Origin of the sequence: Cryobacterium sp. CAN_C2 (assembly GCF_015751745.1) — a bacterium.
Lineage (GTDB): Bacteria > Actinomycetota > Actinomycetes > Actinomycetales > Microbacteriaceae > Cryobacterium.
This window is the reverse complement of sequence record NZ_JADOUX010000003.1, coordinates 175,240-199,405: the sequence shown is the minus strand read 5'-3', so window position 1 is coordinate 199,405 and position 24,166 is coordinate 175,240. Positions and strand designations below refer to the sequence as shown.

Genomic DNA, 24,166 nt, shown 5'->3' with positions numbered 1-24,166 from the left:
GAGCCGACTACTGCACCGTCTGCTCGGCCGTGGCGGCGCGGCCGCCGAAGGCACGGGTATCCGTTTCGCCCGACAGATCCTTGCGCAGCTCCTTGGGCAGCGAGAAGATGAGATCTTCCTCGGCGGTCTTCACCGGCACGACGTCGACGTAGCCGGCGTCGGCGAGGGCTTCGAGCAGCTCATCGACGAGTTCTTCGGGAACGGATGCCCCGCTCGTCACCCCGACGGTCGCCGCATTGTCGAGCCACTCCTGTTTGACCTCGCTCGCGAAGTCGACGCGATAGGCCGCCTTCGCGCCGTATTCCAAGGCCACCTCGACCAAGCGCACCGAGTTGGACGAGTTGGCCGAGCCGACGACGATCACCAGGTCGGAGTCGCGGGCAACCTTCTTGATGGCGACCTGACGGTTCTGGGTGGCGTAGCAGATGTCGTCGCTCGGCGGATCCTGCAGGTTGGGAAAACGCGCCCGCAACCGGCGCACGGTTTCCATGGTCTCGTCGACACTCAACGTGGTCTGCGACAGCCAGACGACCCGGTCGGGGTCGCGCACGACGACGGTATCGGCTTCATCGGGGCTGCCGACGAGGGTGGTGTGCTCGGGGGCCTCACCGGCGGTGCCCTCGACCTCTTCGTGGCCCTCGTGGCCGATCAGCAGAATCTGAAAATCATCGCGGGCGAAACGAACGGCTTCACGGTGCACCTTGGTCACGAGCGGGCAGGTGGCGTCGATGGCCTGCAGGCCACGCTCGGCGGCGGCGTTGACGACGGCCGGTGATACTCCGTGGGCGCTGAAGACGATGTGCGATCCGTGCGGTACCTCGTCGACCTCGTCAACGAAGATGGCACCCAAATTTTCGAGCTCGGAAACCACGTGAATGTTGTGCACGATCTGTTTGCGCACGTATACCGGGGCGCCGTAGTGTTCGAGCGCCTTCTCGACGGCGATGACCGCACGGTCGACTCCGGCGCAGTAGCCACGCGGGGCGGCGAGCAGCACCCGCTTATGTCCGACCACCGGGGTATCCTTAAGCCTGTTGCGCGCGCTGGGAATTCGCGGCATGCCCAAGCCGATGACGGGCGGACTGCTCGTGGTTTGCATGCTGGTGTTCACCAGCTCAGTCTACGCACGCACGCCCGAAGAACTCTGGGAGGACCCGCCTGTGCCCCATGCCAGCGCATCGCCAAGGACCACCACGTGACCGATGCCCCCGCCACCGTCGAAACACCGTGGCCGGTCGCCCTGCTCTCCAACAAGATTCGCGGCTACATCGAACGTCTCGGCATGGTGTGGGTCGAGGGCGAGATCACCCAGTGGGGTGCGAGCGGTGGCAACGTCTACGGCAAGCTCAAGGATCTTTCCGAAGACGCCACCGTGAGTTTCACGATCTGGTCGTCGGTGCGCGCCAAACTCACCGCTGATTTCAAGGCGGGTGACCGCGTCGTCGCCCTGGTCAAGCCCAACTTCTGGGTCAAGGGCGGCACCCTCACCATGCAGGCCTTCGAAATGCGCCACGTCGGGCTCGGCGACCTGCTCGAACGGCTCGAACGGCTGCGCAAACAGCTCGCGGGCGAGGGCCTGTTCGACGACTCGCGAAAGAAGCGCCTGCCGTTTCTGCCACACTGCATCGGCCTCGTGACCGGAAAAGATTCCGACGCCGAGAAAGACGTCATTCGCAACGCGCAACTGCGCTGGCCGGCCGTCAACTTTCGGGTCGCTCACGCCGCCGTGCAGGGCGATCGGGCCGTCGGCGAGGTCACGACCGCGATCCAGCGGCTCGACGCCGACCCCGAGGTCGACGTGATCATCGTCGCCCGCGGTGGCGGCGACTTTCAAAACCTGCTCACCTTCAGCGATGAGAGCCTCGTGCGCGCCGCGGCTGCCTGCGTGACGCCGCTGGTGAGCGCGATCGGGCACGAGGCCGACCGTCCGCTGCTCGACGAGGTGGCCGACCTGCGGGCATCCACCCCGACGGATGCCGCCAAGCGAGTCGTTCCCGACGTCAGCGACGAGCTGAACCGGGTGCAGCAGGCCCGGGCGCGTCTCAGCGGTCGACTCACCGGCATCCTCTCCTCGGAAATTGACCGAATCTCACAGCTGCGCAGTCGACCGGTGCTCGTCGACCCGCGCTGGATCATCGACTCTCGCAGCGAAGACCTCACCCGTTACGTTGCGCGCGGCGCCGAACTCACCGGGCGAATTCTCGAGCGCGCCGGGGCCACCGTGGTGGAGCTGCGCTCCCAGCTGCGCGCCCTATCGCCCCAGGGCACCCTCGATCGCGGCTATGCGATCGCCCAGCTGTCCGACGGGCACGTGCTGCGCAGCTCACACGATGCCCCGGCCGGCACCGAGCTTCTGCTCACCCTGGCCAGCGGAACAGTGCCCGCCACCGCGAACACCGCCGTGCCCGCCGTGCTCGCCGCGCCCGCGAGCGTATCGAAATAATTAGAATGGATGCCATGACCTCGCCTGCCCCCGCCATCAGTGATCTCAGCTACGAACAGGCCCGCGATGAACTCATCCGCGTCGTGAACGAACTCGAGCAGGGTTCGAGCACGCTCGAGCAGTCGCTCGCGCTGTGGGAACGCGGCGAAGCGCTCGCCCGCCGCTGCGAGGAATGGCTGATCGGAGCCAAGGCCCGCCTCGACGCCGCCCGACTGGCCGCGACGGCGCCCGCCGGCGCCACCGACACCAGTACCGACGACACACCCACCAGATGAGCCGCGCCCCCAAGCAGCCGCGCGTCGTCGCCGAGCTGGGTCGGCCGGAGACTCCGCAGGAGACCGCCGAACGACTCGCCGAGAACTCGCGCAAATACCGGTCGCACAAAACCGTCAACAATCTCGTGCTCTCACTGCTGGTGACCGTCGGCGCCGTGCTTGTTCTCGTGCTCCTGGTACCGCGCAGCGACAACCCGATAAACCGCGACGTCGACTACGCGAGCGTTGCCGCCCAGTTGCAGCCGGTCGTTGACCACGCCCTCGCCATCCCCGAGCTGCCCGACGGCTGGAGCGCGAACGACACCGAGTGGCAGGCCGGAACCAACGGCCAGGTACCGTCCTGGTACATCGGGCTACTCACGCCCGGCAACCAGTACATCGGATTCAGCCAGGCCTTCAACGCCAACCCCACCTGGCTCGCCCAGAAACTGCCCGACTCGCCCGTCGTCGACAGCGTCAGCATCGCTGGAGTGACCTGGGACGTGTACCGCAACAGCGCAGCGGCCGGCGACCGGGGCAACTTCGACTATGCCCTCGTGACAGCTGCCGGTGCCAGCACCTACGTGCTGATCGGTACGGCGCCCACCGGCGACTTCGAAACCCTCGCCACCGCGCTGGCCGAAAACGTGGCGCAGAACGCGGCCGAATGAACCCGGCGTCGAATGCTGTTCCGTCTCCGGCCGAGGCCTGGAACGAAATGCGCGAGGGAAACGTGCGCTTCGTCGCCGGCACCCCCCGGCACCGGCAGGACGTCGACCGGCGGGCCGAGCTCGTTGGCCAACAGACCCCGCACGCAGCGCTGTTCGGCTGCAGCGACTCCCGCCTCGCGGCCGAGATCATCTTCGACCAGGGCCTCGGTGATCTGTTCGTCGTGCGCAACGCCGGCCAGGTCATCTCCGATTCCGTACTCGGCTCGCTCGAATATGCGGTCGCTGTGCTGCATGTTCCGCTGATTCTCGTGCTCGCCCACGACGAGTGCGGTGCGGTGCGCGCCGCCATCGATTCTCAAGCAGCGGATGCCCCGGCCCTGCCCGCCCACATCGCGCATCTGATCGAGAAGATCGTGCCGGCGGTGCGTCAAGTGAACGGGCTGAGGGCATCCACGTTCGTGGAGCCGACGAAGGTCGATGCCGGCCACGTCGGCCGGGAACATCTCAAACACACGGTCACCGAACTACTCGAACAGTCCGAGGTGATCAGCGCGGCCATCGCAGAAGGTACATTGGCTATCGTTGGCGCGAACTACGTCCTTCTCGAAGGACACGCCGACCCCAACATCGTGGTGGGCGTCATTTAGACCCGCCCGCGCACCCGTTGCGCACAGCACGACTCTCATACAGCACCGAAAGGGAATGCACATAGTGGTGGACACCTCCGCAAACGCCGGCTACCGGATCGAACACGACACGATGGGTGAGGTCCGGGTTCCAACGGACGCACTCTACGGCGCCCAGACACAGCGAGCCGTGGAGAATTTCCCGATCTCCGGCTCCACCCTTGAGTCTGCGCAGATCGCGGCCCTCGCCCGCATCAAGAAGTCGGCAGCCCTCGCCAACGCCCAGCTCGGCGTGCTCGACCAGGACATTGCCAACGCGATCGCCGCAGCCGCCGACGAGGTCATCACCGGCCAGTACGACACCGAGTTTCCGATCGACGTCTACCAGACCGGCAGCGGCACCTCCTCGAACATGAACATGAACGAGGTCATCGCGACCCTCGCGACCCGCGCCCTTGGCCGCACGGTGCACCCGAACGACCACGTCAACGCGAGCCAGTCCTCGAACGACGTGTTTCCCACCTCGGTGCACATCGCCGTCACGAGCGCGCTGATCGACGAGCTCATCCCCGCGCTCGACCACCTCGCCGTCTCGTTCGAGACCAAGGCGGAACTCTGGAAAGAGGCTGTCAAGGCCGGCCGCACCCACCTGATGGACGCCACCCCGGTCACCCTCGGCCAGGAGTTCGGCGGCTACGCCCGCCAGATGCGCCTCGGTATCGAGCGCATCCGCACGGCCCTTCCCCGCGTCGCCGAGGTTCCGCTCGGCGGCACCGCTGTCGGTACCGGCATCAACACCCCGTACGGCTTTCCGCAGCTCGTCATCGAACTGCTCGTGGCCGAAACCGAACTGCCGATCACCGAAGCGCGCGACCACTTCGAGGCCCAGGCCAACCGCGACGGCCTCGTCGACGCCTCCGGCGCCCTGCGCACCATCGCAGTTTCGCTGACCAAGATCAACAATGACCTGCGCTGGATGGGCTCAGGCCCCAACACCGGGTTCGGCGAACTCAACATTCCTGACCTGCAGCCGGGTTCGTCGATCATGCCCGGCAAGGTCAACCCGGTTATTCCGGAGGCCGTGCTCATGGTCTGCTCGCGCGTCATCGGCAACGATGCCACCATCGCCTGGTCCGGCGCCTCAGGCTCGTTCGAGCTCAACGTCGGTATCCCGGTGATGGGAACCGCCCTGCTCGAGTCGATCCGTCTGCTGACCAACGCGACCCGCGTGCTTGCCGACAAGACCGTCGACGGTCTCGTTGCCAACCTCGAGCACGCTCGCGCACTGGCCGAGAAGTCGCCCTCCATCGTCACGCCGCTGAACCGCGTCATCGGCTACGAAGCCGCCGCCAAGGTTGCCAAGAAGGCCGTCGCCGAGGGCCTCACCGTGCGCGAGGCTGTCATTGCGCTCGGTCACGTGGAACGTGGCGACCTCACGCTCGCCGAGCTCGACGTGGCCCTCGACGTGCTGAGCATGACGCGCCCCCCGCAGAAGAAGTAACCAGCCCCACCCCGCCAGAACTGCCGCCCCAGCCTCGAAAACGAGCCGGGGCGGCAGGTTGTTCGCGGGGTGCCGAGTTATGGCTGGTGGGGCCGGCTCCCCCGCGGAATGCGACTGGCTCGAATAATTCCCGATGCCGCGACCACAGAGCTGGCCCCCACCAGCCATTGTTTGAGCTGAAGCCGAATGACCTGTCGCTCAGGCGGTCGACTACGACAAGACGACAGGCATCCGCTCAAGGCAACTACATAACCTCGTTACCCTCCAACATCTCCGTGACCAGTGCCGCAATAGCGCTGCGCTCCGACCGGGTCAGTGTCATGTGTGCGAACAGCGGATGCCCCTTCAGCGTCTCGATCACGCTGGCCACGCCGTCGAAGCGGCCGACCCGCAGGTTGTCGCGCTGGGCGACGTCGTGGGTGAGTACCACGCGCGAGTTCTGACCAATGCGGCTCAGCACGGTCAGCAGCACGTTGCGTTCGAGCGACTGTGCCTCGTCGACGATCACGAAGGCGTCGTGCAGGGACCGGCCGCGAATGTGGGTGAGCGGGAGCACCTCGAGGATGCCCCGCTCCAGCACCTCCTCGACCACATTCTCCGACACGATCGCGCCGAGCGTGTCGAACACCGCTTGCGCCCAAGGCCCCATTTTCTCGCCCTGGTCACCGGGCAGAAAGCCGAGGTCCTGGCCGCCAACCGCATACAAGGGCCGGAACACCATGATCTTGCGATACTGCTGACGCTCCAGCACGGCTTCCAGTCCCGCGCACAGGGCGAGCGCCGACTTCCCGGTTCCGGCCCGCCCGCCGAGCGAGAGAATGCCGATCTCCGGGTCGAGCAGCAGATCAATCGCGAGGCGCTGCTCGGCCGACCGGCCGTGCAGTCCGAAGACGTCGCGGTCGCCGCGTACGAGCTTGAGCGTGCCCCGGCTGGTCACCCGGCCGAGGGCTGACCCGCGGTCGGAATGAATGACGAGGCCCGTGTTGATGGGCATGTCCTGCACCGTGCGCGAGTCGAGCGTCTCCTTGTCGTAGAGCACGCTCATCTGCTCGGCGCTGAGGGTGATCTCGTCCATGCCGGTCCAACCGGAGTCGACGGCGAGTTCGTGCCGGTATTCATCGGCAGCGAGGCCGAGGGACGCGGCCTTCACCCGCAGCGGTAGGTCCTTGGAGACGACGGTCACGGTCATTCCGTCGTTGGCCAGGTTGAGGGCCACGGCGAGGATGCGCGAGTCGTTGTCGCCCAGTTGCAGACCCGACGGCAGTACCGACATGTTGGAGTGGTTCAGTTCCACCCGCAGGCTGCCGCCCTCGCCGACCGGAATCGGAAAGTCGAGGCGCTCATGCTTGAGCCGCAGCTCGTCGAGGTTGCGCAGCGCCTGCCGGGCGAAATACCCGATTTCCGGGTCGTTGCGTTTGGACTCCAGTTCGCTGATCACCACCACCGGCAATACAACGGCGTGCTCGGCAAAGCGGAAAATCGCTTTCGGATCTGACAGAAGCACCGAGGTGTCCAACACGAAGGTGCGCTCGGATTGCGAAACGGATGCCTCCACCCGGTCAGTCGCGTTGGCGTCGGTTCGATTAGCGGTCACAGCCACTCCCACCCTGCGTCACGAGACGCGGATCACATTGGCGAGCTGGCCATCAAGCAATTCTCGAGCCGTACTTATATGGCCGTCTCGATCAGGTGCCGTACCTGATGCAAGTGACGCTACGACGAACGGACGCAAAAAGGAACCCGACACGCCCACTGAAATGTGACGTTCACCTGACGTTGGGGCAGACGCCGGGTTCACCGGATGGCGCTGCCGGTACCGCCGCCGAGACTGTCTAGTAGGTAGTGGCGAGCGCGTAGTCGGTGAGGGCGCCCCTCAGCATGGTCACCGTGTCGGGGTCGAGGGCCGCGTGCACGCTCAGGCGAACAGTGGTGTCGCGGGTGGTCGCGGTAATGCCGTGGTTGTGCAGGCTCGCCACGAGGGTGGTCAGCAGTTCCGCCGGAGGCTCCAGTACGACGATGCCCGCCCGTTCCTTGGTGTCCCGAGGCGAGACAATGTCGATGACGAATTCGTCGACGAGTTCGATGATCTGGGAGACGTTGTCGTTCACGGCGGTCTGAATGACGTCGACACCGACATCAGCGGTCTGCTCGAGGGCTGCAGCGAACCGGGCCTGCGCGATGGCGTCGCCGTTGGTCACCCGAAACGCGCGGGCGCCGTGGCTGGGCGGGGTGACTTCATCCCACGGGTCGTCGATGTCGGTGCCGACGTAGCCGGAGTAGACCGGCACGAGGCGTTCGAGCGCCCGCTCGCTCAGGGCGAGAAAACCGGTGCCCCAGCCGGCCCGCATCCATTTCTGACCACCGGAGGCGACGACATCCGCTGCCTCATAGACGGCGTCGACGACGCCGAAGCCCTGGATGGCGTCAACGATCAGCAAACGATCGCCGATGACCTGACGGATGCCGTCGAGGTCGGTGCGATAGCCCGTGCGGGAATCGACGAGGCACACCGCAACGGCCACAACCGCCGGGGTGAGCTGGTCGCGGATCTCCCCCGGGGTGACGCGGCCGTGGTCGGTTTCCAACCAGAGCGGAGTGACCACGTGCAGGGCCTCAGCGGCCCGCACGGCCGCGAACGGCACGCTGGGAAAGTCCCCGGCAGAGAGCAGCACGGCACCGGTCAGACCGAACATGGCCTGCATCAGGCCCGAGCTGGTGTTGGGCTGCAGCACAATCTGGTCGGGGGTGAAACCGGTGAGTTCGGAGACAGCGGTGCGGGCCCGCAGGTCTTGTTCGACGAGGTGGTCGAGGCTGCCGTACCGGGCACGGGAAAGCACCTCGGTCTGGCCCAGGGTCTCTGCCACGACGGCCTCGGAGAGCGGGCCGACCCGGCCGAAGTCGAGGTACCCGGGTTCGTCACGAAAGCCATCGGTGAAGCTCTGAAAAGAATTCATGCTCGGGTCCAATCGGTTGTCGAACAAATACTCCCCCCCTGCTGGTCGAACCCCACCCGGCGCCAGAACCGAGCTAGCCGCCGAAGCGACGCTGGCGACGGGAGAAGTCACGCAGGGCTCGCAGAAAATCGATCTGCCGCAGGTCAGGCCCGAGGGCTTCGACGAAGTAGAACTCGCTGTGCGCGCTCTGCCACAGCATGAAGTCGCTGAGCCGCTGCTCGCCCGACGTACGGATGACGAGGTCGGGGTCGGGCTGACCGCCGGTGTACAGGTGCTGGCCGATCAGCTCGGGCGTGAGGGTCTCCGCGAGATCCTCCAGCGTGCCACCGTGCGCGTGATGGGTGGCGACAATGCTGCGCATCGCGTCGGTGATCTCGGTGCGCCCGCCGTAGCCGACCGCGAGATTCACGTGCAGTCCCGTTCGCTCGCTGGTGCGGGCATCCGCTGCATCAAGCGCTGCAACGAGCGGAAGGGGCAGGCCGGTCTTCGACCCCACCTGTTGTACCCGCCAGTTGCGATAGTGCGAGAGCTCCTCAGCGAGATCAGCGATGATCTCGATCAGATCGGCCAGTTCATCACTCGGGCGTTGTGTGAGATTGTCGGAGGAGAGCAGGTACAGGGTGACCACCGAAATTTCGAGGTCGTCACACCATTTTAGAAATTCAAGCATCTTGGCGGCACCGGCACGGTGCCCGTGTGCGGCCGTCTGAAACCCCAATTGCCGGGCCCAGCGCCGGTTGCCGTCAATGATCATGGCGACGTGATGGGGCAGATGCGCCGGCGTGAGTCCGCGCCTCAAGCGGCGCTGATACAGCCTGTAGAGGAGGCCGCGCGCTGAGGGAACTTGGGGTTTCTGCACACATTTACGCTAGTCCACTCCGACAAGCGTTCAGGGCACGCGGGCCGCGCCCTGTCGTATCCTTGCACCATGGCTACCGAGCACTCCAGTACCAATCTGCCACTGATCGAGGCGGCTGACGCCCATCCGGAGGACGTCAAGCCGACCTGGCGCGGCTGGATTCACGCCGGGACTTTTCCCGTGACGATCGTGGCCGGCATCGTGCTGCTCGTGCTCGCCGAGGGCTCCGCGGCCAAGATCAGCTCGGCCGTGTTCGTGCTCAGCTCGATGCTGCTTTTTGGCAATTCGGCTCTGTACCACCGCTTCAACTGGCAGCCGCGCACCCGCATTATTCTTAAACGCATCGACCACGCCAACATTTTTCTGCTGATCGCCGGGTCGTACACGCCGATCACCGTGCTCGCGCTGCCGCCGGAGAAAGCCGCGCTGCTGCTGTGGCTGGTGTGGGGCGGAGCCGGGCTCGGCACCATCTTTCGAGTGTTCTGGATTCACGCCCCGCGCTGGCTGTACGTGCCGCTCTACCTGCTGCTCGGCTACGGGGCCCTGCTGTTCATCGTGGATTTTTTTCAGGCCAACGCCACCATGATGACGTTGATTCTGGTCGGTGGACTCTGCTACACGGTTGGCGCGGTCGTCTACGGGCTGAAGAAGCCCAACCCGGTTCCGGGAGTGTTCGGCTTTCACGAGATCTTCCACACCCTCACGGTCGTGGCGTTTCTGTGTCATTTCGTGGCGATTCTGCTGATCGCCACGCATCCGCTCTACCCGTAGCGGACAGCGTGATTATTCGGGCTTGTCGCCCGGCGTGCGGGGTGCGTTCGGGTCGATGTCGCGCGCCGCGAGTTCGGCGTCGAGCCGCTCCTTGATTTCGGCGCGGTAGGTGGTGCGACGGATGCGACGAACCACGTCGAAACACAGCAGCAGGGTCGCGAAGGCCACCAGAAAGAATACGATGAATCCGACAACACCCGGGGTAACGGTGTTCGGGTCGAAGTCCGGGTCGGGGGTCGGCGTGGCGGCGAGCACGACGGTGATCAGAGTGATCATTCGTCGTCCTGAATTCCAGCGAAAAGATCGGATTCGGGCATTTCGGTGTCTACTTTCGATTCGATGAGCTGAAAGTCTTCGTAGGGCCAGGCCTCACGAATGAGGTCATTGGGCCAGAAGAAGAAGCTGCTCTCGGGGGAAACCTGGCTGGCGTGCGAGCGGAGGGCCGCATCGCGCGCCTCCAGGAACTCTCCGGCGGGAACGTGGGTGGTGGCCAGCTTCGGGTAGTTCTTCATCCACTCTCGGGCTTCACCGAGTGGTTCCAAAAGCGGGGAGTCCGGCTCCTTCACGCTGAGCGCGAGGTACATCGCGTCGACGCGCTCCAGGTTGAAGATGCGGTCGTAGTACAGCTTATCGATCTGCCACGGCGCACCCGAATTCGGGTACCGATCCAGGTCGGCGGCCGCACGAAACGCTTCAAGGGAGACCTCGTGACAGCGGATGTGGTCGGGATGCGGGTAGCCGCCGTTTTCGTCGTAGGTGATCAAGACCTGGGGGCGAAACTCACGCACGATCGACACGAGCGGTTCGGCCGAATACTCCAGCGGAATGTCGGCGAAAGAGTTCGCCGGCACCGACTTGTCGTCGTTCATGCCGGAATCTTCGAAGCCGAGCCAGCGGTGCTGCACGCCCAGGGCCTGCTGCGCACCTCGCATCTCGATGCGGCGAAGACCGGTCATATCGCGTTCAGCCATGGCGTTGGCGGTGAGGGCAGGGTTCAGGACGCTGCCCCGTTCACCGCCGGTGCAGCTCACGATGAGCACCTCAGCGCCGAGGCTGCGGTAGTAGGCGTACGTTGCGGCGCCCTTGCTCGACTCGTCGTCAGGATGGGCATGCACAGCCATCAGTCGCAGCGTCACCATACTCCTCAGGAATGCCGGATAACCTTAGGCCAGATAACCTAGATACCAGCCTAATCGCTCCATCGAAAGTGTGAAATCACCAGTGCCCGTAAACAGAGTTCAGCAGAGCCGCGAGCCCTACCGTCTCGACGAATCTGAGGTCTCGGCTGCGCCTCCGCCGGTCGAGAGCGACGTGATCCAATCGCGCTACGGGCGCACGCCCACTCGCAAACGGCGTGACCGCCGAATCCTGTGGGGACTGGGTGGCATTTTCGTGCTGGTGTTGGGAGCCTGGGTGCTGTGGACCGGACTGGATGGGGCATCCACTCAAATCGAAGCGCGTGATATTGGGCACACCATCATCGATGAGCACACGGTGAGCGTCACGTTCGAGGTGTCGCTTCCGGTGAACCGCACGGCGAGTTGCGCGGTTCAGGCCCTGAACGAGAGTTATTCTGTGGTCGGCTGGAAGATCATCGATCTGCCGCCGTCAACGCTGTACAACCGGTCATTCACCGAGATTCTGCGCACCACCGACCTGAGTAACACGGGTTTGATTTACCAGTGCTGGCTGACCTAAACTGACGTATTCGCCTCGGCATTCGTCGGGGCATCAACTTTATCCGCGCGGCCACAACCGGCCTTTCTGCGCTTGAGCGTAATAAAGGAGATCACTCGTGACAACCGACACAACGGTGACCTGGCTGACCCAAGAGGCCCACGATCGCCTCGCAACGGAACTGGCAGCACTGAGTAACTTCGGCCGGGGCGACATCGCAAAGAAAATCGAATCCGCCCGGGAAGAGGGCGATCTCAAGGAGAACGCCGGCTACCACGCGGCCAAAGAAGAGCAGGGCAAGATGGAGGCGCGCATCCGCACCCTCACCGTGTTGCTGCGCACCGCTGAAGTCGGCCACGCTCCCGAAAGTAACGGCATCGTCGTTCCTGGCACGGTCATCACCGCCACGATCGCCGGCGACGAGAGCCGTTTTCTGATCGGCAGCCGCGAAATCGGCGCCAATAGCGACCTCGACGTCTTCAGCGAACAAAGCCCGCTCGGTGCGGCGATCATCGGCCTCAAGGTTGGCGCGAAGACGAGCTACACCACGCCGAACGGCAAAGAGATCACCGTGCACATCTCCAACGTGGAGACTTTCACCGGAGCCTGACCGTCGTCGCGGGGCCTGCTTCGTGTTCGGCTAGTCGATCTGCGGGTCGTAGCCAGCCGCGCGCAGCGTGTCGACGACGTGCTGGCTGTGTTCGGGCCCCCGCGTCTCGACGCTGACGTCGAGCTCGACCTCGCTGATCCGCAGGCCGACTCCGTGCCGCGTGTGCAGCACCTCGACGACGTTGGCGGTCGCCTCGGCGAGCAGCTCGGAGATGCGAGCCAACTGGCCCGGGCGGTCCGGCAGCATGATTCGCAGCGTGAGGTAACGACCCGACGCGGCGAGGCCGTGGCTGATCACACGCTGCATCAGCAGGGGATCGATGTTGCCACCCGAGAGGATCGCCACGGTCGGCCCTGTCGGAGTGACCTTGCCGGCCAGGATGGCGGCGACCGCCACCGCTCCGGCCGGTTCGACGACGAGCTTGGCGCGTTCCAGCAGCACGAGCAGCGCCCGGGCGGTGTCGTCCTCGCTGACGGTGACGATCTCGTCGACGGCGTCGCGCACAATCTCGAAGTTGAGCAGTCCCGGCTTGGCGACCGCGATGCCGTCGGCGATGGTCGGCAGAATGCTGATCATCATGGCCTCGCCAGCCTCGAGGGAGGGTGGGTAGGCGGCCGCATTCTCAGCCTGCACCCCAATGACCCGGATGCGGCGCCCGTCGCGGGCGGCGCGCTGCTTGAGCGCACTGGCCACACCGGAGATCAGCCCGCCGCCACCGATGGGCACGATGACCGTTTGAAGATCGGGAACCTGGTCGAGAATTTCGAGACCGAGCGTGCCCTGCCCGATGACAACATCCGCGTGATCAAAAGGCGGAATGAGGATCGCACCGGTCTCGCGGGCATATTCGGCCGCAGCGAGCAGCGGTTCGGTCACGGTCGTACCGCGCAGAATGACCTCGGCACCGTAATCGCGCGTCGCCAACAGTTTGGGCAGCGCAACCCCGACCGGCATGAAGATGGTGGCTTTGATGCCCAGCTCGCGCGCGGCGAACGCCACCCCCTGAGCGTGGTTACCGGCAGAGGCCGCGACGACTCCACGAGCCTTCTCCTCGTCGGTGAGTTTGGACAGCCGGTTGTAGGCGCCCCGAATCTTGTATGAGCCGGTGCGTTGCAAATTCTCACACTTGAGGTAGACCGGTGCCCCCAAAACATCGGTCAGGTACCGTGAGCTCTCCATCGGGGTCACATCGGCGACACGGGCGACAACCGCACGCGCAGCCTCGAATTCAGCGAGGGTGGGTGTGACGAGGGTGGTCTCAGGCATGTCTTAGTTCTCCGAACTGTCGTGCGTGGCGCGAGGTGCGCGGGAATCCGAGGGTGTGCTGCGGGCGGACCCGTCACGGGTGGTGCGGATGCTGCGCGGCCGCACCACCCGTGCCTCGCGCGCGGGTGCGCCAGTCGACCGGTAGCCCGGTCGGCTTTGCGGCACAGTCTGCCACAGCACCGAGCCCATCGCCGGCACCGCCGTCGGCGGACTCGACCGCCACGATCCGCCGGCGATGTAGCTCGTCATCGCGTTCAACACCGCGGCAATCGGCACGGCAAACAGGGCGCCCGGAATTCCGGCGAGCAGCGCTCCGGCGGCGACCACGAGCACAACGGCAAGCGGATGCACCTTGACGGCGGTTCCCATGATGAGCGGCTGCAGAACGTGTCCTTCAACCTGCTGAACGAGCAGCACGACGCCGAGCATGGCGAGGGCGACGGCCCAATTGTTGAAGATCAGGGCGATCACGATGGCGACCGATCCGGTGGCGACAGCACCGACAATGGGAATAAACGAGCCGAGAAAGACCAGGATGCCAATCGGGATGGCCATCGGCACCCCGAGCAGGGCTGCGCCCACACCGATGCCGACGGCATCGATCGATGCCACCAGGATTTGCACCTTGGCGAAATTACCCAGAGTTGTCCAGCCGGCGATACCAGCGCCATCCACGGCCGCGCGCGCCCGCTTCGGAAAGAAGCGCACGATCCAGTCCCAGATTGACTTGCCGTCGATGAGGATGAACAGCAGGCTGAACAGGGCAAGCAGAAGCCCGGTCAGCAGGTGTCCGAGGGTCGTACCGACCGACAGGGCTCCACTGATAAAGACAGCGCTGTCGTTTTGGATCGCCGTCCAGCCCTGCTGCAGATAGTTCGTGATCTCGGTGTCCGACAGCTGTAATGGCGACGCCGCGAGCACCGACTTGAGGCTGTTAAAGCTCGCTGTCAGGCGGTCGCTCAGCCCGACGGTGCCCTCGGCGATCTGCGTGGACGCGAGGGTCACCAACCCGGCGACGAGCACGAGAGTGCCCACCATCGCCGTGGCCACGGCGAGTCCCTTCGGCCACCGATGACGTACCAGAAAGGCCACGAAGGGAACAAGCAGCGCCGATACCAACACTGCGACGAGCAACGGAATGATGATGAGGCGCAATTGAATGATTAGGAAGATGAGAACTGCGATACCAGCAGCAATGACGATCAGTCGCCACGACCAGGCTGCGGCCAAGCGGACGCTGGCTGGCAGGTTTTCGTGAACACCATTCGGTGCGGGCGCGCGCCCCTCGACCGGTGTGACCAGCAGTTCGGACCGCGACAGCTCCCGGGCTTCGCGCTCCTGCTCATTGGTTCGTCGGCGGCGCAGCCGCAGCAGCGCCCGTGCACCTGGATTGCCCGTGGATTCACTCACCCGCTCAGTCTAAGACTGCCACCGGGCCCATCGTCGTCGCCACTCTTCGGGTCTAAACGTGCGATTCCTTTTCGGTGCACGGCAGAGTGCCTTCGCGCCGGATAGAGTCGCATCGATACTTCACACGGGCGCCCCGCGACAGTCTCGCCCGCCCTGGCCCGCGCCATCGACGCGCAGACGATTTTGTCGCCGTCAGACCGGTGGTCTGGCAGCGCGCCCGCGCGCTGCGCCGCGTCGACCTGAAGAACGACCGGCAGGCGGGCGTGCTGCGGGTGCAGGCGGCCGAGGCTGAAAACGGTGCCCCGGTCGACGCTGCGGGGCGGCTCGCCGCGGTACTGCATGACGCTGCGCTCTGGCAGGGGCTCGGTGAGTTCGAGGTCATGCCGCGCAGCCCGCTCGCGTCCGGACTGGCTGCAGAACGGAAGTAACCAATCCGTTGATCGAGCGTGTCGAGACCACGGAGGGTTATGGTCTCGACAAGCACGACCAACGAGTTCGACCAGCTCGACAAGTTCGACCAGCTCGACAAGGTCGACAAGCTCGACAAGCTCGACAAGCTCGACAAGCTCGACTAAAAAAAGTTAGAACTTGCGGCCCATCGCGGTCAGGCGTTCGATGCGGTCGGCGATCGGTGGGTGCGTCGCGAACAGCTTGCTCATGGCGCCGGGCTTGAGCGGGTCAGAGATCCACAGGTGCGCCATCGACGTGTTCTGCTTCTTCATCGGGCGGCCGTATTCGCCAAGCTTGGCCAAGGCGCTGGCGAGGGCGTCGGGGTGGCGCGTCGTTAACGCGCTCGTGGCGTCCGCTAGATACTCGCGCTGGCGGCTCACGGCGAGCTGCACGATCGTGGCGATGAGCGGGGCCACGATCATGGCGACAATGCCGAACACCATGACGACGGGGTTGCCGTTGCTGTTGTTGTTGCGGCCGAAGAAAGCCATGCGCAGAAAAATGTCGGAAATGAATCCGATCGCGACGACCAAGCCGAACACGACCATCGAGACGCGGATGTCATAGTTGCGCACGTGGCCGATCTCGTGGGCCATGACACCTTCCAGTTCGGCGTCATCCATGATGTCGAGCAGGCCGGTGGTCGCGGCGACGATCGCGTGCTTGGGATCGCGGCCGGTGGCGAATGCGTTGGGTGCCGGGTCGTTGATGATGTAGACCTCGGGCATCGGAGTGCCGGTCGTGATCGACAGATTCTCGACGATGCGCCACAGCCGGGGGTGATCGGCCTGGCTGTTGACCTTGATTCCACCACTCATCGCAACCGCCTGGCGGCCTGCGGCGTAGTACTGAATGAGCACGTACAGGCCGGTGACGATGATCACGGTAATGAACAACCCGTAGCTCTGCCCGCCGGAGACGTAATAGTTGGCCAGCCAGCCGAGCCCCACGATCAGCGCGAAGAAGAAGATCATGATGAAGACGGTGTTGCGTTTGTTCTTAGCTATCGCGCTGTACATCGATGCGCTCCGTTAGAACTGCACGCGGGGAGGCTCCGCAATCGCTGCGGAATCGGCCACCTCGAAGAATTCGCGTTCGGTGAAACCGAGGTTGACGGCGAACAGGTGATTCGGGAACACCTTGATCTTGGTGTTCATTTCGCGCACGCCACCGTTGTAGAAGCGACGCGCGGCCTGGATCTTGTCCTCGGTGTCGACGATGGCGCCCTGCAACTGCAGGTAGTTCTGGCTGGCCTGAAGCTGCGGGTAGGCCTCAGCGACGGCGAAGATGCTCTTCAGCGCGGTCTGCATGTGGTTTTCCGCAGCGGATGCATCGGCCGGGCCTTGTGCCGACAGGGTCTCGGCCCGAGCACGAGTCACGTTCTCAAACACGCTCTTCTCGTGTGCTGCATAGCCCTTGACCGTTTCGATCAGGTTGGGCAGCAGGTCGGCACGACGCTTGAGCATCACCGTGATGTCGCTCCACGCTTCGTCGACGCGCACGTTGAGCGTTACGAGGGAGTTGTACGTCGACCAGAGATAGATACCCACGATGGCGACGAGTGCGACAACGATCAAAACCGGGATGAGCCATTCCATGGCAGCGTCTCCTTGCAAATTGGCACGATGTGTACGTTGGCACGGAGACATTGACTGGCCAAAACGACCCCCCGTGCGTACCTGCCAATACTAACCGCGACCCCGGAGGCTCCCACCCGCTTCCCATAACACTCCAAGCAAGCTCAAGGCGCGCGGGGAACTCGCGACGGGAACGATCCAAGAGCTTGAGAAACTCGGTGGTCCTGTCCAGAAATCGTTGCTAGAGCGAGTTCGAGCGGGGTGTCAGTCGCCTTAGTTCGACGATTCGACGTCGAGCAAAACCTCATTTCGACGCAGAAACCACGGCTTGAATGGCGGATCGAATCGGGCAGATCTCGGTGGCCCAACGACAGTGAGCCCGGCAGAGGCGAGCGCCGCACGCAACTGTGCGAGTTGCCGTTGGTAGCGTGCTTGGCTCCAGCGTCCGCTGAAGCGGATCGCACCGGCCATGCTGGCGGGCACCGTGCGTAGTTGAACGTGGGGGTCGGTGGGTTGCGGCGCAGTTTCGGCCGTCATGCCCTCCGGCAGAACGAAAGCAACGCGGAACTTTTCACGGTCTCCCGGACCGGACGCATCGCCAGGGCTCTGCTGCAGAACTGGCGCGGTCATCGCAATCGTTTCTGCAGCATTTGATTGCAGCACGGGCGCTGTCATGGCGACTTTCTGGCGTGACTGGTTCGCCCCGGTGATATACGAGAACAGGTACCGGAAGGCCCTGTTGCCGGCGTCCTCAAATGGGCCGTCCGTTGTGACCTCGGCCAGCAGGTGTTCCGGGTACCGGCGCAGTTCAAAGTCGTCGTAGCTGTGCACGACGTGGTAGGGCTGTTGCTCAGTCACGACCTGAACGTACTCCAGCTGGCTGGGTGTGCGCTCCCAGACCTGGGCATCACCGCAGTTCTTTTCGGAACCAATGGTTCGCGTAGGGGTCCGTGTTGTGCGCTTCGCCCTCGATGAAGCCCAGCGAAGAATAAAGTCTTCGCGCCTCGACGAGGTCGGTTCGCGTGTCCAACCGCAATGCGGTGAGCCCCACCACGCGGCATTCCCGTTCCAGTGTCTCCATGAGAAGCCGGCCCACGCCCTGACCGCGGGCATCCGGTTCAACGAAGACCCTGGTCACCTCGCCGATCTCGCCGGGGCGAATCCGCATCCCGGCGCAGCCGAGCACGGTGTCCCCCTCGCGGGCGAGCAGGAGAAGCCCCGTGGGAGAAACGAGGTCATCGCTGGGATACCCGGCTTGGGCGGCCAGAATCTCCTGCCGAAGCGCGGGACGACCGTGGTAGCGACTCACGATGTCCTCGTAGTACCGAAGCGATACGTTTTTGGCTTCGGCGGATGTCGGCGATGCCGCAGAGACAAGGATCGGCAACGCAAACATCATGCGTTCCACACTACTTGCCGAGCGAGCGAGGTATTGGGCGCCCATCAGCGGATCCCGCGCTGAATGCACCGAGCTCAGACGACGAGACAGGCACCTTCCGCGACTGCGCCTGAACCCAGTCCGGTTAGCCTCTGGGCAATCGGAGCGGCTACAGGATCACCCTTTATGAGCTTGACACGGCGGGTGCGGCGGCGAAGAGTTCGCACATGGTGAACAAATCCGTCCCCGCGGTTGAGGTTACCGATCTGCATGTGCGTCGGGGAAAGCATCCGGTGCTGCATGGGCTGTCGGTCAGCGTTCCCCGCGGAGTCGTGGTGGGGCTGCTTGGCCCGAGCGGATGCGGTAAAACCACACTCCTGAGAACGATCGTCGGCGCACAGGTGGTGCAGTCCGGCACGGTGACGGTGCTCGGCCGGGAGGCCGGATCGGCGTCGCTTCGCCACCGCGTGGGCTATGTCACGCAGGACGCGAGTGTGTATGACGACCTCACCGTGCGGCAGAACCTGCAATATTTTCGTGCCGTGCTCGGCGCTCCGCGCAGCGACGTCGACCGCGTGCTCGCCCTGACAGACCTCAGCGCCCAAGCGGGTCAGCTCGTCGGGTCACTCTCCGGCGGGCAGCGCAGTCGGGTGTCTCTGGCCGGAGCCTTGCTCGGCTCCCCTGACCTGCTCGTGCTCGACGAACCGACGGTGGGCCTTGACCCCGTGCTGCGGGTCGAGCTGTGGACCCTGTTCCATCAGCTCGCCGCCTCCGGAACGAGCCTGCTCATCTCCAGTCACGTGATGGACGAGGCCAGCCGGTGCGACCGGCTGCTACTCATGCGGGACGGCGAGATTCTGGCCGATGACACCCCGAAGGGGTTGCTCGCGGCGACCGGAACCAGCGATACCGAGGGAGCTTTTCTGGCGCTGATCGCCCAGCATCCGCTTGCCGAACCGAGCGGGAGCGCCTCATGAACCCGCAACGCACCCTCGCTACGGCCGGCCGGGTGCTCAGCCAGGTGCGGCACGACCCGCGTACCATCGTTCTGTTGCTCGTGGTGCCGAGCCTGCTGATCGGGCTGCTGGCCTGGATCTTCTCGGACACCCCGGTGTTCGCCACGATCGGGCCGGGCATGATCGCGCTGTTTCCGTTCATCGTGATGTTTCTCGTGACGAGCATCACGACCCTGCGAGAGCGACGCACCGGCACGCTCGAGCGTCTGCTGTCGATGCCGCTCGGCAAGGGTGACCTGATCCTGGGTTATACGCTCGCGTTCGGCTTACTCGCGGTGGCACAGTCCTCGGTGGCCGTGGCGTTTGCGGTGTGGGTGTGCGGGCTGGAGATCTCCGGGTCGATCTGGCTGTTGCTCGCCGTCGCGGTCGCGGATGCGGTGCTCGGCACGACGCTTGGCCTGCTCGCAAGCGCGTTCGCCCGCACGGAGTTTCAGGTCGTGCAGTTCATGCCGGCGCTGGTTTTTCCGCAAATTCTGCTCGGCGGCATTTTTCTGCCTCGCGAGCAACTGCCCGATGTGCTGCGCGCGATCAGCGACTGGTTGCCGCTGTCGCACGCGATCGACGCACTGCAGGCGGTCGCGACGGATTCGCAGGACGCCGCCTATGTCGGCGGGGAGCTGCTGATCATCGGCGCGTGGATCGTGGGAGCCGTCGTGCTCGGATCGGTGACGCTGCGCCGGCGCACGCCTTAACGGTTACTGCCTCAGCGGTTGGTGAGGGCGTGTTGCAGCCAGCGATAGCTGGATTTGGGGGTGCGCGTGCGTCGGTCGTTGCTGAAGTCGACGTGCACGAGGCCGGTGGGCTGGGTGTAACCGCCGTCCCACTCGAACGCGTCGAGCAGGGACCAGAAGGCAACGCCGCGCAGATCGACGGCGGCGGCCGGGGCTCCCGCGGCGGTCGCGTCGAGGGCGGCGACGAGGTGTTCGGCGAGGTAGTCGATACGAGCCGGGTCGTGCACGAAGTGGCGGGCATCCGCGTGGTCGAAGAAGGCGCCGCCGGCCAACGACAGGTAGACCGGCGGTAGGTCGCTGTAGCGCCCGGCCAGTTCGGCCAGCGCTACAGCGACGTACTCGGGGGCGTTGACGGCGCCGGCCGAGGTGGTGGCGTGCTCGCGTAACGGCTCGAGGTGGAACGGCCACGACGTGACCGGGATCGGCTGCCCGTCGGGTGCGGTGAGGGTGGTCGGGCCGGAAGCGATGCGGCTGGGCTCGGTGTAGCTCACACCATAGAAGTCGAGCGGCTGGTGGATCGTGCGCAGGTCGTCGGGGTCGGCCTCGAGCAGGGTGCGCAGCTCGAGCGCGAACGGTTCGAGCGGGTCGGGGTAGTGGCCGAGCAGCACCGGGTCGGAGAAGAGGCGGTTCTGTAGCAGGTCGTACAGGGCCGCATAGGAGCGGTCCTGGTCACGGTCGGTCGCGGACTGCACCGGGGTGTGGGAGTTGACGAGGCCGATGCGTCCGCGCACGTCGGCGGCGCGCAGGCCCTGCACGGCGAGGCCGTGCGCGAGCAGCTGGTGGTGCGCGCTCGGCAGCGCGTCGAATAGCAGGGTACGCCCAGGCGCGTGGGTGCCCAGCGCATAGCCCTTCGTTGTGACCGTGGCCGGCTCGGTGAGGGTGGCCCAGGCGTCGATGCGGTCGCCGAACGCCTCCCCCACCGCGTGGGCATAGTCGGCGAAGCGGCCCGCCGTGTCGCGGTTCAGCCAGCCGCCGCGCAGGGCCGCGGGCATGTCCCAGTGCGAGAGAGTGGCCGTCGAACGGATGCCGTCGGCCAGCAGCGCGTCGAGCACGCGATCGTAGAACGCGAGTCCATTGCGGTTGAGCGCCCCGCGACCCTCCGGCTGCAGTCTGGTCCAGCCGAGGGAGAACCGGTAGGAATCGACACCGAGGTCACGTAGCAGGGCGGCGTCGGCGGCATAGTTCTTCACGTGGTCGGCCGAGACGGAGGCATTCGAGCCATCGCGGATGCGCCCGCGCATCTGGCTGAAGGCGTCCCAGACGCTATCGCCGCGGCCACCGTCGCGGGCGGCGCCCTCGATCTGAAAAGCGGAAGTGGCAACGGCTACCTCGAACCCCGTCGGCAGACGATCGCCAAGCTCGCCAGCGCGGTGTTCCCAGTCCCGGGCTGCGACGGCGCGCGTCGACGTTGATCCAGGGGTGCGAGGCGTGGGATTCATGGGGGTGAGACTCTTTTCGGCGGGCGACGCGGGGGCATCCGCTTCGTATGAAGGGTGTCACGTTTGCGGCCGCTCGGAGGCAGCCCAGGAGGTGCCGCGAAGAATTCCTCTGGTTTGTTACTTTTCTCGGGGCGTAGGAGGTTGACTTTACCGCCTACTGCCCGTCAAATTGTTCAGGGGGTGAGTTGTGTCCGAATCAGCTCGTATCGCAGTCCGGGGCGTCTGGGCGCGGTCTCCACGCGCCCGGACGACCGTCGTTGCGCTACTGCTGGGCTGCGCCATCACCCTGGCGGCCCCGGTCCTGTCGCCGGTGCACGCTGCGGATTTGCTGACGACCTCGACGCCCGAAACGACACCGTTGGCGGCACCGGTGGCGGCACCGGTGGCGGCACCGTTGGCGGCACCGTTGGCAACCGACGCCGAATCGACCCCCTCGGCCACCGAGAACCCTCTCCCCATCCCCAACTCGACCACCCCTCCGGCAACGAGTCCTCAGATTGTGAGCCCGGGTAGCGGCCAATTCATCAGCAGCAATCGCACGAGCGTGTCGGGGTCAAAGCAAACCAACCAGGAGATTCAGTTGTTATCTCCGCGCGGCGGGGACCCGCTGTGCATCGTTGCCGAGGTGGCAACGACCTGGACCTGTGACAATATTTACCTGCAAAACGGTCCGGCGATCACGCTGCACGTCGTCGTCACCGGTGATTCGAGCCTCGGCGATGAGATGACCGTCGCTGTGCTCGGCGCACCGACGGTGCTCGGCGGACTGAGCGGCTCAGACTCCAACGGCTGGGTGCGCGGAACCGGGCATCCCCAAGCCACCGTGACCGCGTTGCTGCCGAAGGGTGACACCTGTTCCAGCACCGCCGACGGGTCCGGCGCCTGGGCCTGTCTGTTCTCGGGCCCCCTCACGAACGGCAGCCGGGACGTGACCGCGAGCCAGCGTTCATCGTTCAGCGGCCCGTCATCGTCGAACTCGAGCGCGCCGGTCACGATCGTGTTCGACGTCACCGCACCGGATGCCCCGGTCCTGACGGCTCCAAGCGCTGGCGCCCAGGTTTCTGTCGCTGGCGCCCGGTACACCGGCACCGGGGAAACCGGCGCCACGGTGACGGTGTTCGCCGGCGCCTACTCGGTCTGCTCCGCCCCGGTGACCGGCGGATCCTGGAGTTGCTCGGCCGGCGGAGTGGCCGCCGGATCGTACTCGATCATCGCCGTGCAGAAGGATGCCGCCGGCAACGTCGGTGCAGGCAGCACGCCCGCGTCGGTCAGCTACGTCTCCGAGACGACACCGACCCCGACGCCTTCTGAGTCCGCCTCTGCAACGCCACCGGTCGCACCGACCCCGAGCGCCGAGGCCTCGCCGTCACCCGACGGTTCGGTGGCCGTGCCCGGTGCGACGACCGAGCCTTCGCCGACGCCGACGCCGACGCCGACGCCGGGTGCCGGCGCGCCCGACCCGGAAGCTGCGGAGCCAGAAGCGGCGGAGGGGGCCTCCGTTTTTCCGGGTCAGTGGAATGACCCGACCCGGTTTGCCGCGGCCATCGGCCCGAGCGGCAACGGCTCACGGTTTCCCTGGTTGCAGGCCGGTCTGCTCGCCCTCGGTGCGCTGGTGCTGATTGCGGTGCCCCTGCGCATGCTCGCGGGCACCATTTCACGCACCCGCAGCGGCCGACCCCCTCGGGCGCTGCCAGCACTGGCGGGACGCAACCGCGTGCGCGAAGAATTCGAGGTCGCACCGACCATGCATCTCAACCGGTGGGTGCGCGGCGGCGCGGCACTGCTTGCTGCGGCAACGTTTGTCATGCTGTCCGGCCCGGTCATTGACCAGCCGGCTTACCTGCGCCTGCTCGTCGCCGTGATCATCGGGCTGGTGCTGGTCAACGCGGTGGCCATGCTGGTTCCGCTGTGGTGGAGTTCGCGCGTATTGCGGCTGCACGGAACGGTCATATTTCTGCCGAGCTATCTGTTGCTCATCGCGGCCGCAGCAATCGCATCCCGCCTGTTCGACGTGCACCCCGCACTGCTGTTCGGGCTACTCGGCAGCGTCACCCTCTTTGCCAAAACGGATGCTGCGGGCCTGGCCGGCGCGCATCCCACGCCCCAGCACCCCACACCGGCGCAGCGCGGCCAGCTCGCTGCCGTGCGGGTGGGCGCTCTCGCGGCATTAGCCGTGCTCGCCTGGTCGCTCGGGTCGCTACTGCCCGGCGCCAGCGATTTCGTCACCTCGCTCGCGGCCGAGACGGGCAACACGATCGTGCTCGCTGCCATCGGCTCGGCGGTGCTGATTCTGGTGCCCATCGGGCACACCAGCGGGCGCCGCATTCTGGCCTGGTCGCCGCCCGTGTGGACCGGCCTGACCGTCGTCACCTACGGAATTCTGTTCGCGGCACTCGCCCCGATGGTCGAGCAATTGCGGAGCGAGGGCACCGGGCTGGCGCTGGGGATCTCTGCTGGAACCTTTGCCGCGTTGTGCGCGAGTGCGTGGGCCTGGCAGCGGTTCGTCGTGCCGACCCAGCGCTAGGCCGCCGCA

At 65.4% G+C, this 24,166-nt stretch carries 25 protein-coding genes; 12 read left to right on the top strand and 13 right to left on the bottom strand.

All coding sequences use genetic code 11. The annotated features are described in order from the left end of the window. Window positions 1-7: 7 nt before the first annotated feature. Window positions 8-1,060 (bottom strand): 4-hydroxy-3-methylbut-2-enyl diphosphate reductase, encoded by a 1,053-nt coding sequence (locus tag IWX77_RS04065; RefSeq protein ID WP_196843236.1) that lies wholly within the window; start codon window positions 1,058-1,060, stop codon window positions 8-10. 135 nt (window positions 1,061-1,195) lie between these two features. Between IWX77_RS04065 and xseA the strand changes: the two genes are divergently transcribed. From xseA to IWX77_RS04040, 5 genes are read left to right on the top strand one after another with little or no spacing between them, the layout of a single operon-like run. After that, window positions 1,196-2,443: an exodeoxyribonuclease VII large subunit gene (gene xseA, locus IWX77_RS04060; protein WP_327012052.1), complete on the top strand. Its 1,248-nt coding sequence runs from the start codon at window positions 1,196-1,198 to the stop codon at window positions 2,441-2,443. Window positions 2,444-2,448: 5 nt separating this feature from the next. After that, on the top strand, window positions 2,449-2,718 hold the full coding sequence (locus tag IWX77_RS04055) for an exodeoxyribonuclease VII small subunit (RefSeq protein WP_196843234.1): 270 nt from the start codon (window positions 2,449-2,451) through the stop codon (window positions 2,716-2,718). Beyond that, complete coding sequence (locus tag IWX77_RS04050; RefSeq protein WP_196843233.1) at window positions 2,715-3,368, top strand: DUF4245 domain-containing protein; 654 nt, start codon at window positions 2,715-2,717, stop codon at window positions 3,366-3,368. The genes IWX77_RS04055 and IWX77_RS04050 overlap by 4 nt, the downstream gene beginning before the upstream one ends. Continuing rightward, window positions 3,365-4,015 (top strand): carbonic anhydrase, encoded by a 651-nt coding sequence (locus tag IWX77_RS04045; RefSeq protein WP_196843232.1) that lies wholly within the window; start codon window positions 3,365-3,367, stop codon window positions 4,013-4,015. Before IWX77_RS04050 ends, IWX77_RS04045 begins: the two co-directional genes overlap by 4 nt. Before the next feature lie 55 nt (window positions 4,016-4,070). Next, complete coding sequence (locus tag IWX77_RS04040; protein ID WP_196843231.1) at window positions 4,071-5,495, top strand: class II fumarate hydratase; 1,425 nt, start codon at window positions 4,071-4,073, stop codon at window positions 5,493-5,495. Between the two features lie 244 nt (window positions 5,496-5,739). On the opposite strand, the gene IWX77_RS04035 is transcribed toward IWX77_RS04040, so the two are convergent. The 3 genes from IWX77_RS04035 to IWX77_RS04025 all read right to left on the bottom strand — a co-directional run bounded on the left by IWX77_RS04035 (window position 5,740) and on the right by IWX77_RS04025 (window position 9,308). Then, a complete protein-coding gene (locus IWX77_RS04035) occupies window positions 5,740-7,089 on the bottom strand; it encodes a PhoH family protein (protein WP_442784418.1) in 1,350 nt (449 codons plus the stop codon). A 238-nt stretch (window positions 7,090-7,327) separates the two neighbouring features. Beyond that, the gene (locus IWX77_RS04030) at window positions 7,328-8,449 is read right to left on the bottom strand and encodes an aminotransferase class V-fold PLP-dependent enzyme (RefSeq protein WP_196843230.1); all 1,122 of its coding nucleotides are present in this window, start codon (window positions 8,447-8,449) and stop codon (window positions 7,328-7,330) included. 73 nt (window positions 8,450-8,522) lie between these two features. Then, window positions 8,523-9,308, bottom strand: a complete 786-nt coding sequence (locus tag IWX77_RS04025; RefSeq protein ID WP_196843229.1) for an isoprenyl transferase — start codon at window positions 9,306-9,308, stop codon at window positions 8,523-8,525. Between the two features lie 69 nt (window positions 9,309-9,377). Between IWX77_RS04025 and trhA the strand changes: the two genes are divergently transcribed. Beyond that, a complete protein-coding gene (gene trhA / locus IWX77_RS04020) occupies window positions 9,378-10,079 on the top strand; it encodes a PAQR family membrane homeostasis protein TrhA (RefSeq protein WP_196843228.1) in 702 nt (233 codons plus the stop codon). Between the two features lie 12 nt (window positions 10,080-10,091). Here the strand turns inward: trhA and IWX77_RS04015 are convergent, their stop codons facing one another. Both IWX77_RS04015 and mca read right to left on the bottom strand, forming a co-directional pair. Next, complete coding sequence (locus IWX77_RS04015; protein WP_196843227.1) at window positions 10,092-10,355, bottom strand: hypothetical protein; 264 nt, start codon at window positions 10,353-10,355, stop codon at window positions 10,092-10,094. Next, entirely contained in the window at window positions 10,352-11,200 is an 849-nt protein-coding gene (gene mca / locus IWX77_RS04010; protein WP_196843226.1) for a mycothiol conjugate amidase Mca, read from the bottom strand. Before mca ends, IWX77_RS04015 begins: the two co-directional genes overlap by 4 nt. A gap of 100 nt (window positions 11,201-11,300) precedes the next feature. Between mca and IWX77_RS04005 the strand changes: the two genes are divergently transcribed. Both IWX77_RS04005 and greA read left to right on the top strand, forming a co-directional pair. Further along, the gene (locus IWX77_RS04005; RefSeq protein WP_196843225.1) at window positions 11,301-11,777 is read left to right on the top strand and encodes a DUF4307 domain-containing protein; all 477 of its coding nucleotides are present in this window, start codon (window positions 11,301-11,303) and stop codon (window positions 11,775-11,777) included. A 97-nt stretch (window positions 11,778-11,874) separates the two neighbouring features. Further along, window positions 11,875-12,366: a transcription elongation factor GreA gene (gene greA / locus IWX77_RS04000; RefSeq protein WP_196843224.1), complete on the top strand. Its 492-nt coding sequence runs from the start codon at window positions 11,875-11,877 to the stop codon at window positions 12,364-12,366. 30 nt (window positions 12,367-12,396) lie between these two features. Here greA and ilvA read toward each other — a convergent pair whose 3' ends face one another. Both ilvA and IWX77_RS03990 read right to left on the bottom strand, forming a co-directional pair. Further along, window positions 12,397-13,632, bottom strand: a complete 1,236-nt coding sequence (gene ilvA, locus IWX77_RS03995; protein WP_196843223.1) for a threonine ammonia-lyase — start codon at window positions 13,630-13,632, stop codon at window positions 12,397-12,399. Between the two features lie 3 nt (window positions 13,633-13,635). Further along, window positions 13,636-15,042, bottom strand: coding sequence for an AI-2E family transporter (locus IWX77_RS03990; RefSeq protein WP_327012053.1), 1,407 nt, complete (start codon window positions 15,040-15,042; stop codon window positions 13,636-13,638). A gap of 200 nt (window positions 15,043-15,242) precedes the next feature. On the opposite strand from IWX77_RS03990, the gene IWX77_RS03985 reads away from it, so the two are divergent. Continuing rightward, window positions 15,243-15,470: a hypothetical protein gene (locus IWX77_RS03985; protein ID WP_297414108.1), complete on the top strand. Its 228-nt coding sequence runs from the start codon at window positions 15,243-15,245 to the stop codon at window positions 15,468-15,470. Window positions 15,471-15,623: 153 nt separating this feature from the next. Here IWX77_RS03985 and IWX77_RS03980 read toward each other — a convergent pair whose 3' ends face one another. From IWX77_RS03980 to IWX77_RS03965, 4 genes are all read right to left on the bottom strand, one after another. Next, window positions 15,624-16,511: a M48 family metalloprotease gene (locus tag IWX77_RS03980; RefSeq protein ID WP_196843221.1), complete on the bottom strand. Its 888-nt coding sequence runs from the start codon at window positions 16,509-16,511 to the stop codon at window positions 15,624-15,626. A gap of 12 nt (window positions 16,512-16,523) precedes the next feature. Continuing rightward, a complete protein-coding gene (locus IWX77_RS03975) occupies window positions 16,524-17,090 on the bottom strand; it encodes a LemA family protein (protein ID WP_196843220.1) in 567 nt (188 codons plus the stop codon). Between the two features lie 252 nt (window positions 17,091-17,342). Continuing rightward, window positions 17,343-17,927 (bottom strand): SOUL family heme-binding protein, encoded by a 585-nt coding sequence (locus IWX77_RS03970; RefSeq protein WP_196843219.1) that lies wholly within the window; start codon window positions 17,925-17,927, stop codon window positions 17,343-17,345. Window positions 17,928-17,976: 49 nt separating this feature from the next. Then, window positions 17,977-18,468 carry a GNAT family N-acetyltransferase gene (locus IWX77_RS03965; protein WP_196843218.1) on the bottom strand — a complete coding sequence of 164 codons (492 nt, stop codon included), beginning with the start codon at window positions 18,466-18,468 and terminating at the stop codon, window positions 17,977-17,979. Window positions 18,469-18,674: 206 nt separating this feature from the next. On the opposite strand from IWX77_RS03965, the gene IWX77_RS03960 reads away from it, so the two are divergent. Both IWX77_RS03960 and IWX77_RS03955 read left to right on the top strand, forming a co-directional pair. Next, window positions 18,675-19,424 carry an ABC transporter ATP-binding protein gene (locus IWX77_RS03960; protein WP_196843217.1) on the top strand — a complete coding sequence of 250 codons (750 nt, stop codon included), beginning with the start codon at window positions 18,675-18,677 and terminating at the stop codon, window positions 19,422-19,424. Beyond that, entirely contained in the window at window positions 19,421-20,155 is a 735-nt protein-coding gene (locus IWX77_RS03955) for an ABC transporter permease (RefSeq protein ID WP_196843216.1), read from the top strand. The genes IWX77_RS03960 and IWX77_RS03955 overlap by 4 nt, the downstream gene beginning before the upstream one ends. An 11-nt stretch (window positions 20,156-20,166) precedes the next feature. Here IWX77_RS03955 and IWX77_RS03950 read toward each other — a convergent pair whose 3' ends face one another. Next, window positions 20,167-21,633 carry a glycoside hydrolase family 1 protein gene (locus tag IWX77_RS03950; protein ID WP_196843215.1) on the bottom strand — a complete coding sequence of 489 codons (1,467 nt, stop codon included), beginning with the start codon at window positions 21,631-21,633 and terminating at the stop codon, window positions 20,167-20,169. Between the two features lie 187 nt (window positions 21,634-21,820). Between IWX77_RS03950 and IWX77_RS03945 the strand changes: the two genes are divergently transcribed. Further along, the gene (locus IWX77_RS03945; protein ID WP_196843214.1) at window positions 21,821-24,157 is read left to right on the top strand and encodes a hypothetical protein; all 2,337 of its coding nucleotides are present in this window, start codon (window positions 21,821-21,823) and stop codon (window positions 24,155-24,157) included. Window positions 24,158-24,166 lie beyond the last annotated feature (9 nt).

Excerpts from the sequence above, each read along its gene's own strand:
- IWX77_RS04050 (WP_196843233.1), top strand. The coding sequence starts at position 2,715 with ATGAGCCGCGCCCCCAAGCAGCCGCGCGTCGTCGCCGAGCTGGGTCGG.
- mca (WP_196843226.1), bottom strand. The coding sequence starts at position 11,200 with ATGGCTGTGCATGCCCATCCTGACGACGAGTCGAGCAAGGGCGCCGCA.
- ilvA (WP_196843223.1), bottom strand. The coding sequence starts at position 13,632 with ATGCCTGAGACCACCCTCGTCACACCCACCCTCGCTGAATTCGAGGCT.
- IWX77_RS03955 (WP_196843216.1), top strand. The coding sequence starts at position 19,421 with ATGAACCCGCAACGCACCCTCGCTACGGCCGGCCGGGTGCTCAGCCAG.
- IWX77_RS03975 (WP_196843220.1), bottom strand. The coding sequence starts at position 17,090 with ATGGAATGGCTCATCCCGGTTTTGATCGTTGTCGCACTCGTCGCCATC.
- IWX77_RS04030 (WP_196843230.1), bottom strand. The coding sequence starts at position 8,449 with ATGAATTCTTTTCAGAGCTTCACCGATGGCTTTCGTGACGAACCCGGG.
- IWX77_RS04055 (WP_196843234.1), top strand. The coding sequence starts at position 2,449 with ATGGATGCCATGACCTCGCCTGCCCCCGCCATCAGTGATCTCAGCTAC.
- IWX77_RS04015 (WP_196843227.1), bottom strand. The coding sequence starts at position 10,355 with ATGATCACTCTGATCACCGTCGTGCTCGCCGCCACGCCGACCCCCGAC.
- IWX77_RS03965 (WP_196843218.1), bottom strand. The coding sequence starts at position 18,468 with ATGATGTTTGCGTTGCCGATCCTTGTCTCTGCGGCATCGCCGACATCC.
- IWX77_RS04045 (WP_196843232.1), top strand. The coding sequence starts at position 3,365 with ATGAACCCGGCGTCGAATGCTGTTCCGTCTCCGGCCGAGGCCTGGAAC.
- IWX77_RS04065 (WP_196843236.1), bottom strand. The coding sequence starts at position 1,060 with ATGCCGCGAATTCCCAGCGCGCGCAACAGGCTTAAGGATACCCCGGTG.
- IWX77_RS03980 (WP_196843221.1), bottom strand. The coding sequence starts at position 16,511 with ATGTACAGCGCGATAGCTAAGAACAAACGCAACACCGTCTTCATCATG.
- IWX77_RS04040 (WP_196843231.1), top strand. The coding sequence starts at position 4,071 with ATGCACATAGTGGTGGACACCTCCGCAAACGCCGGCTACCGGATCGAA.
- IWX77_RS03960 (WP_196843217.1), top strand. The coding sequence starts at position 18,675 with ATGGTGAACAAATCCGTCCCCGCGGTTGAGGTTACCGATCTGCATGTG.
- IWX77_RS03950 (WP_196843215.1), bottom strand. The coding sequence starts at position 21,633 with ATGAATCCCACGCCTCGCACCCCTGGATCAACGTCGACGCGCGCCGTC.
- trhA (WP_196843228.1), top strand. The coding sequence starts at position 9,378 with ATGGCTACCGAGCACTCCAGTACCAATCTGCCACTGATCGAGGCGGCT.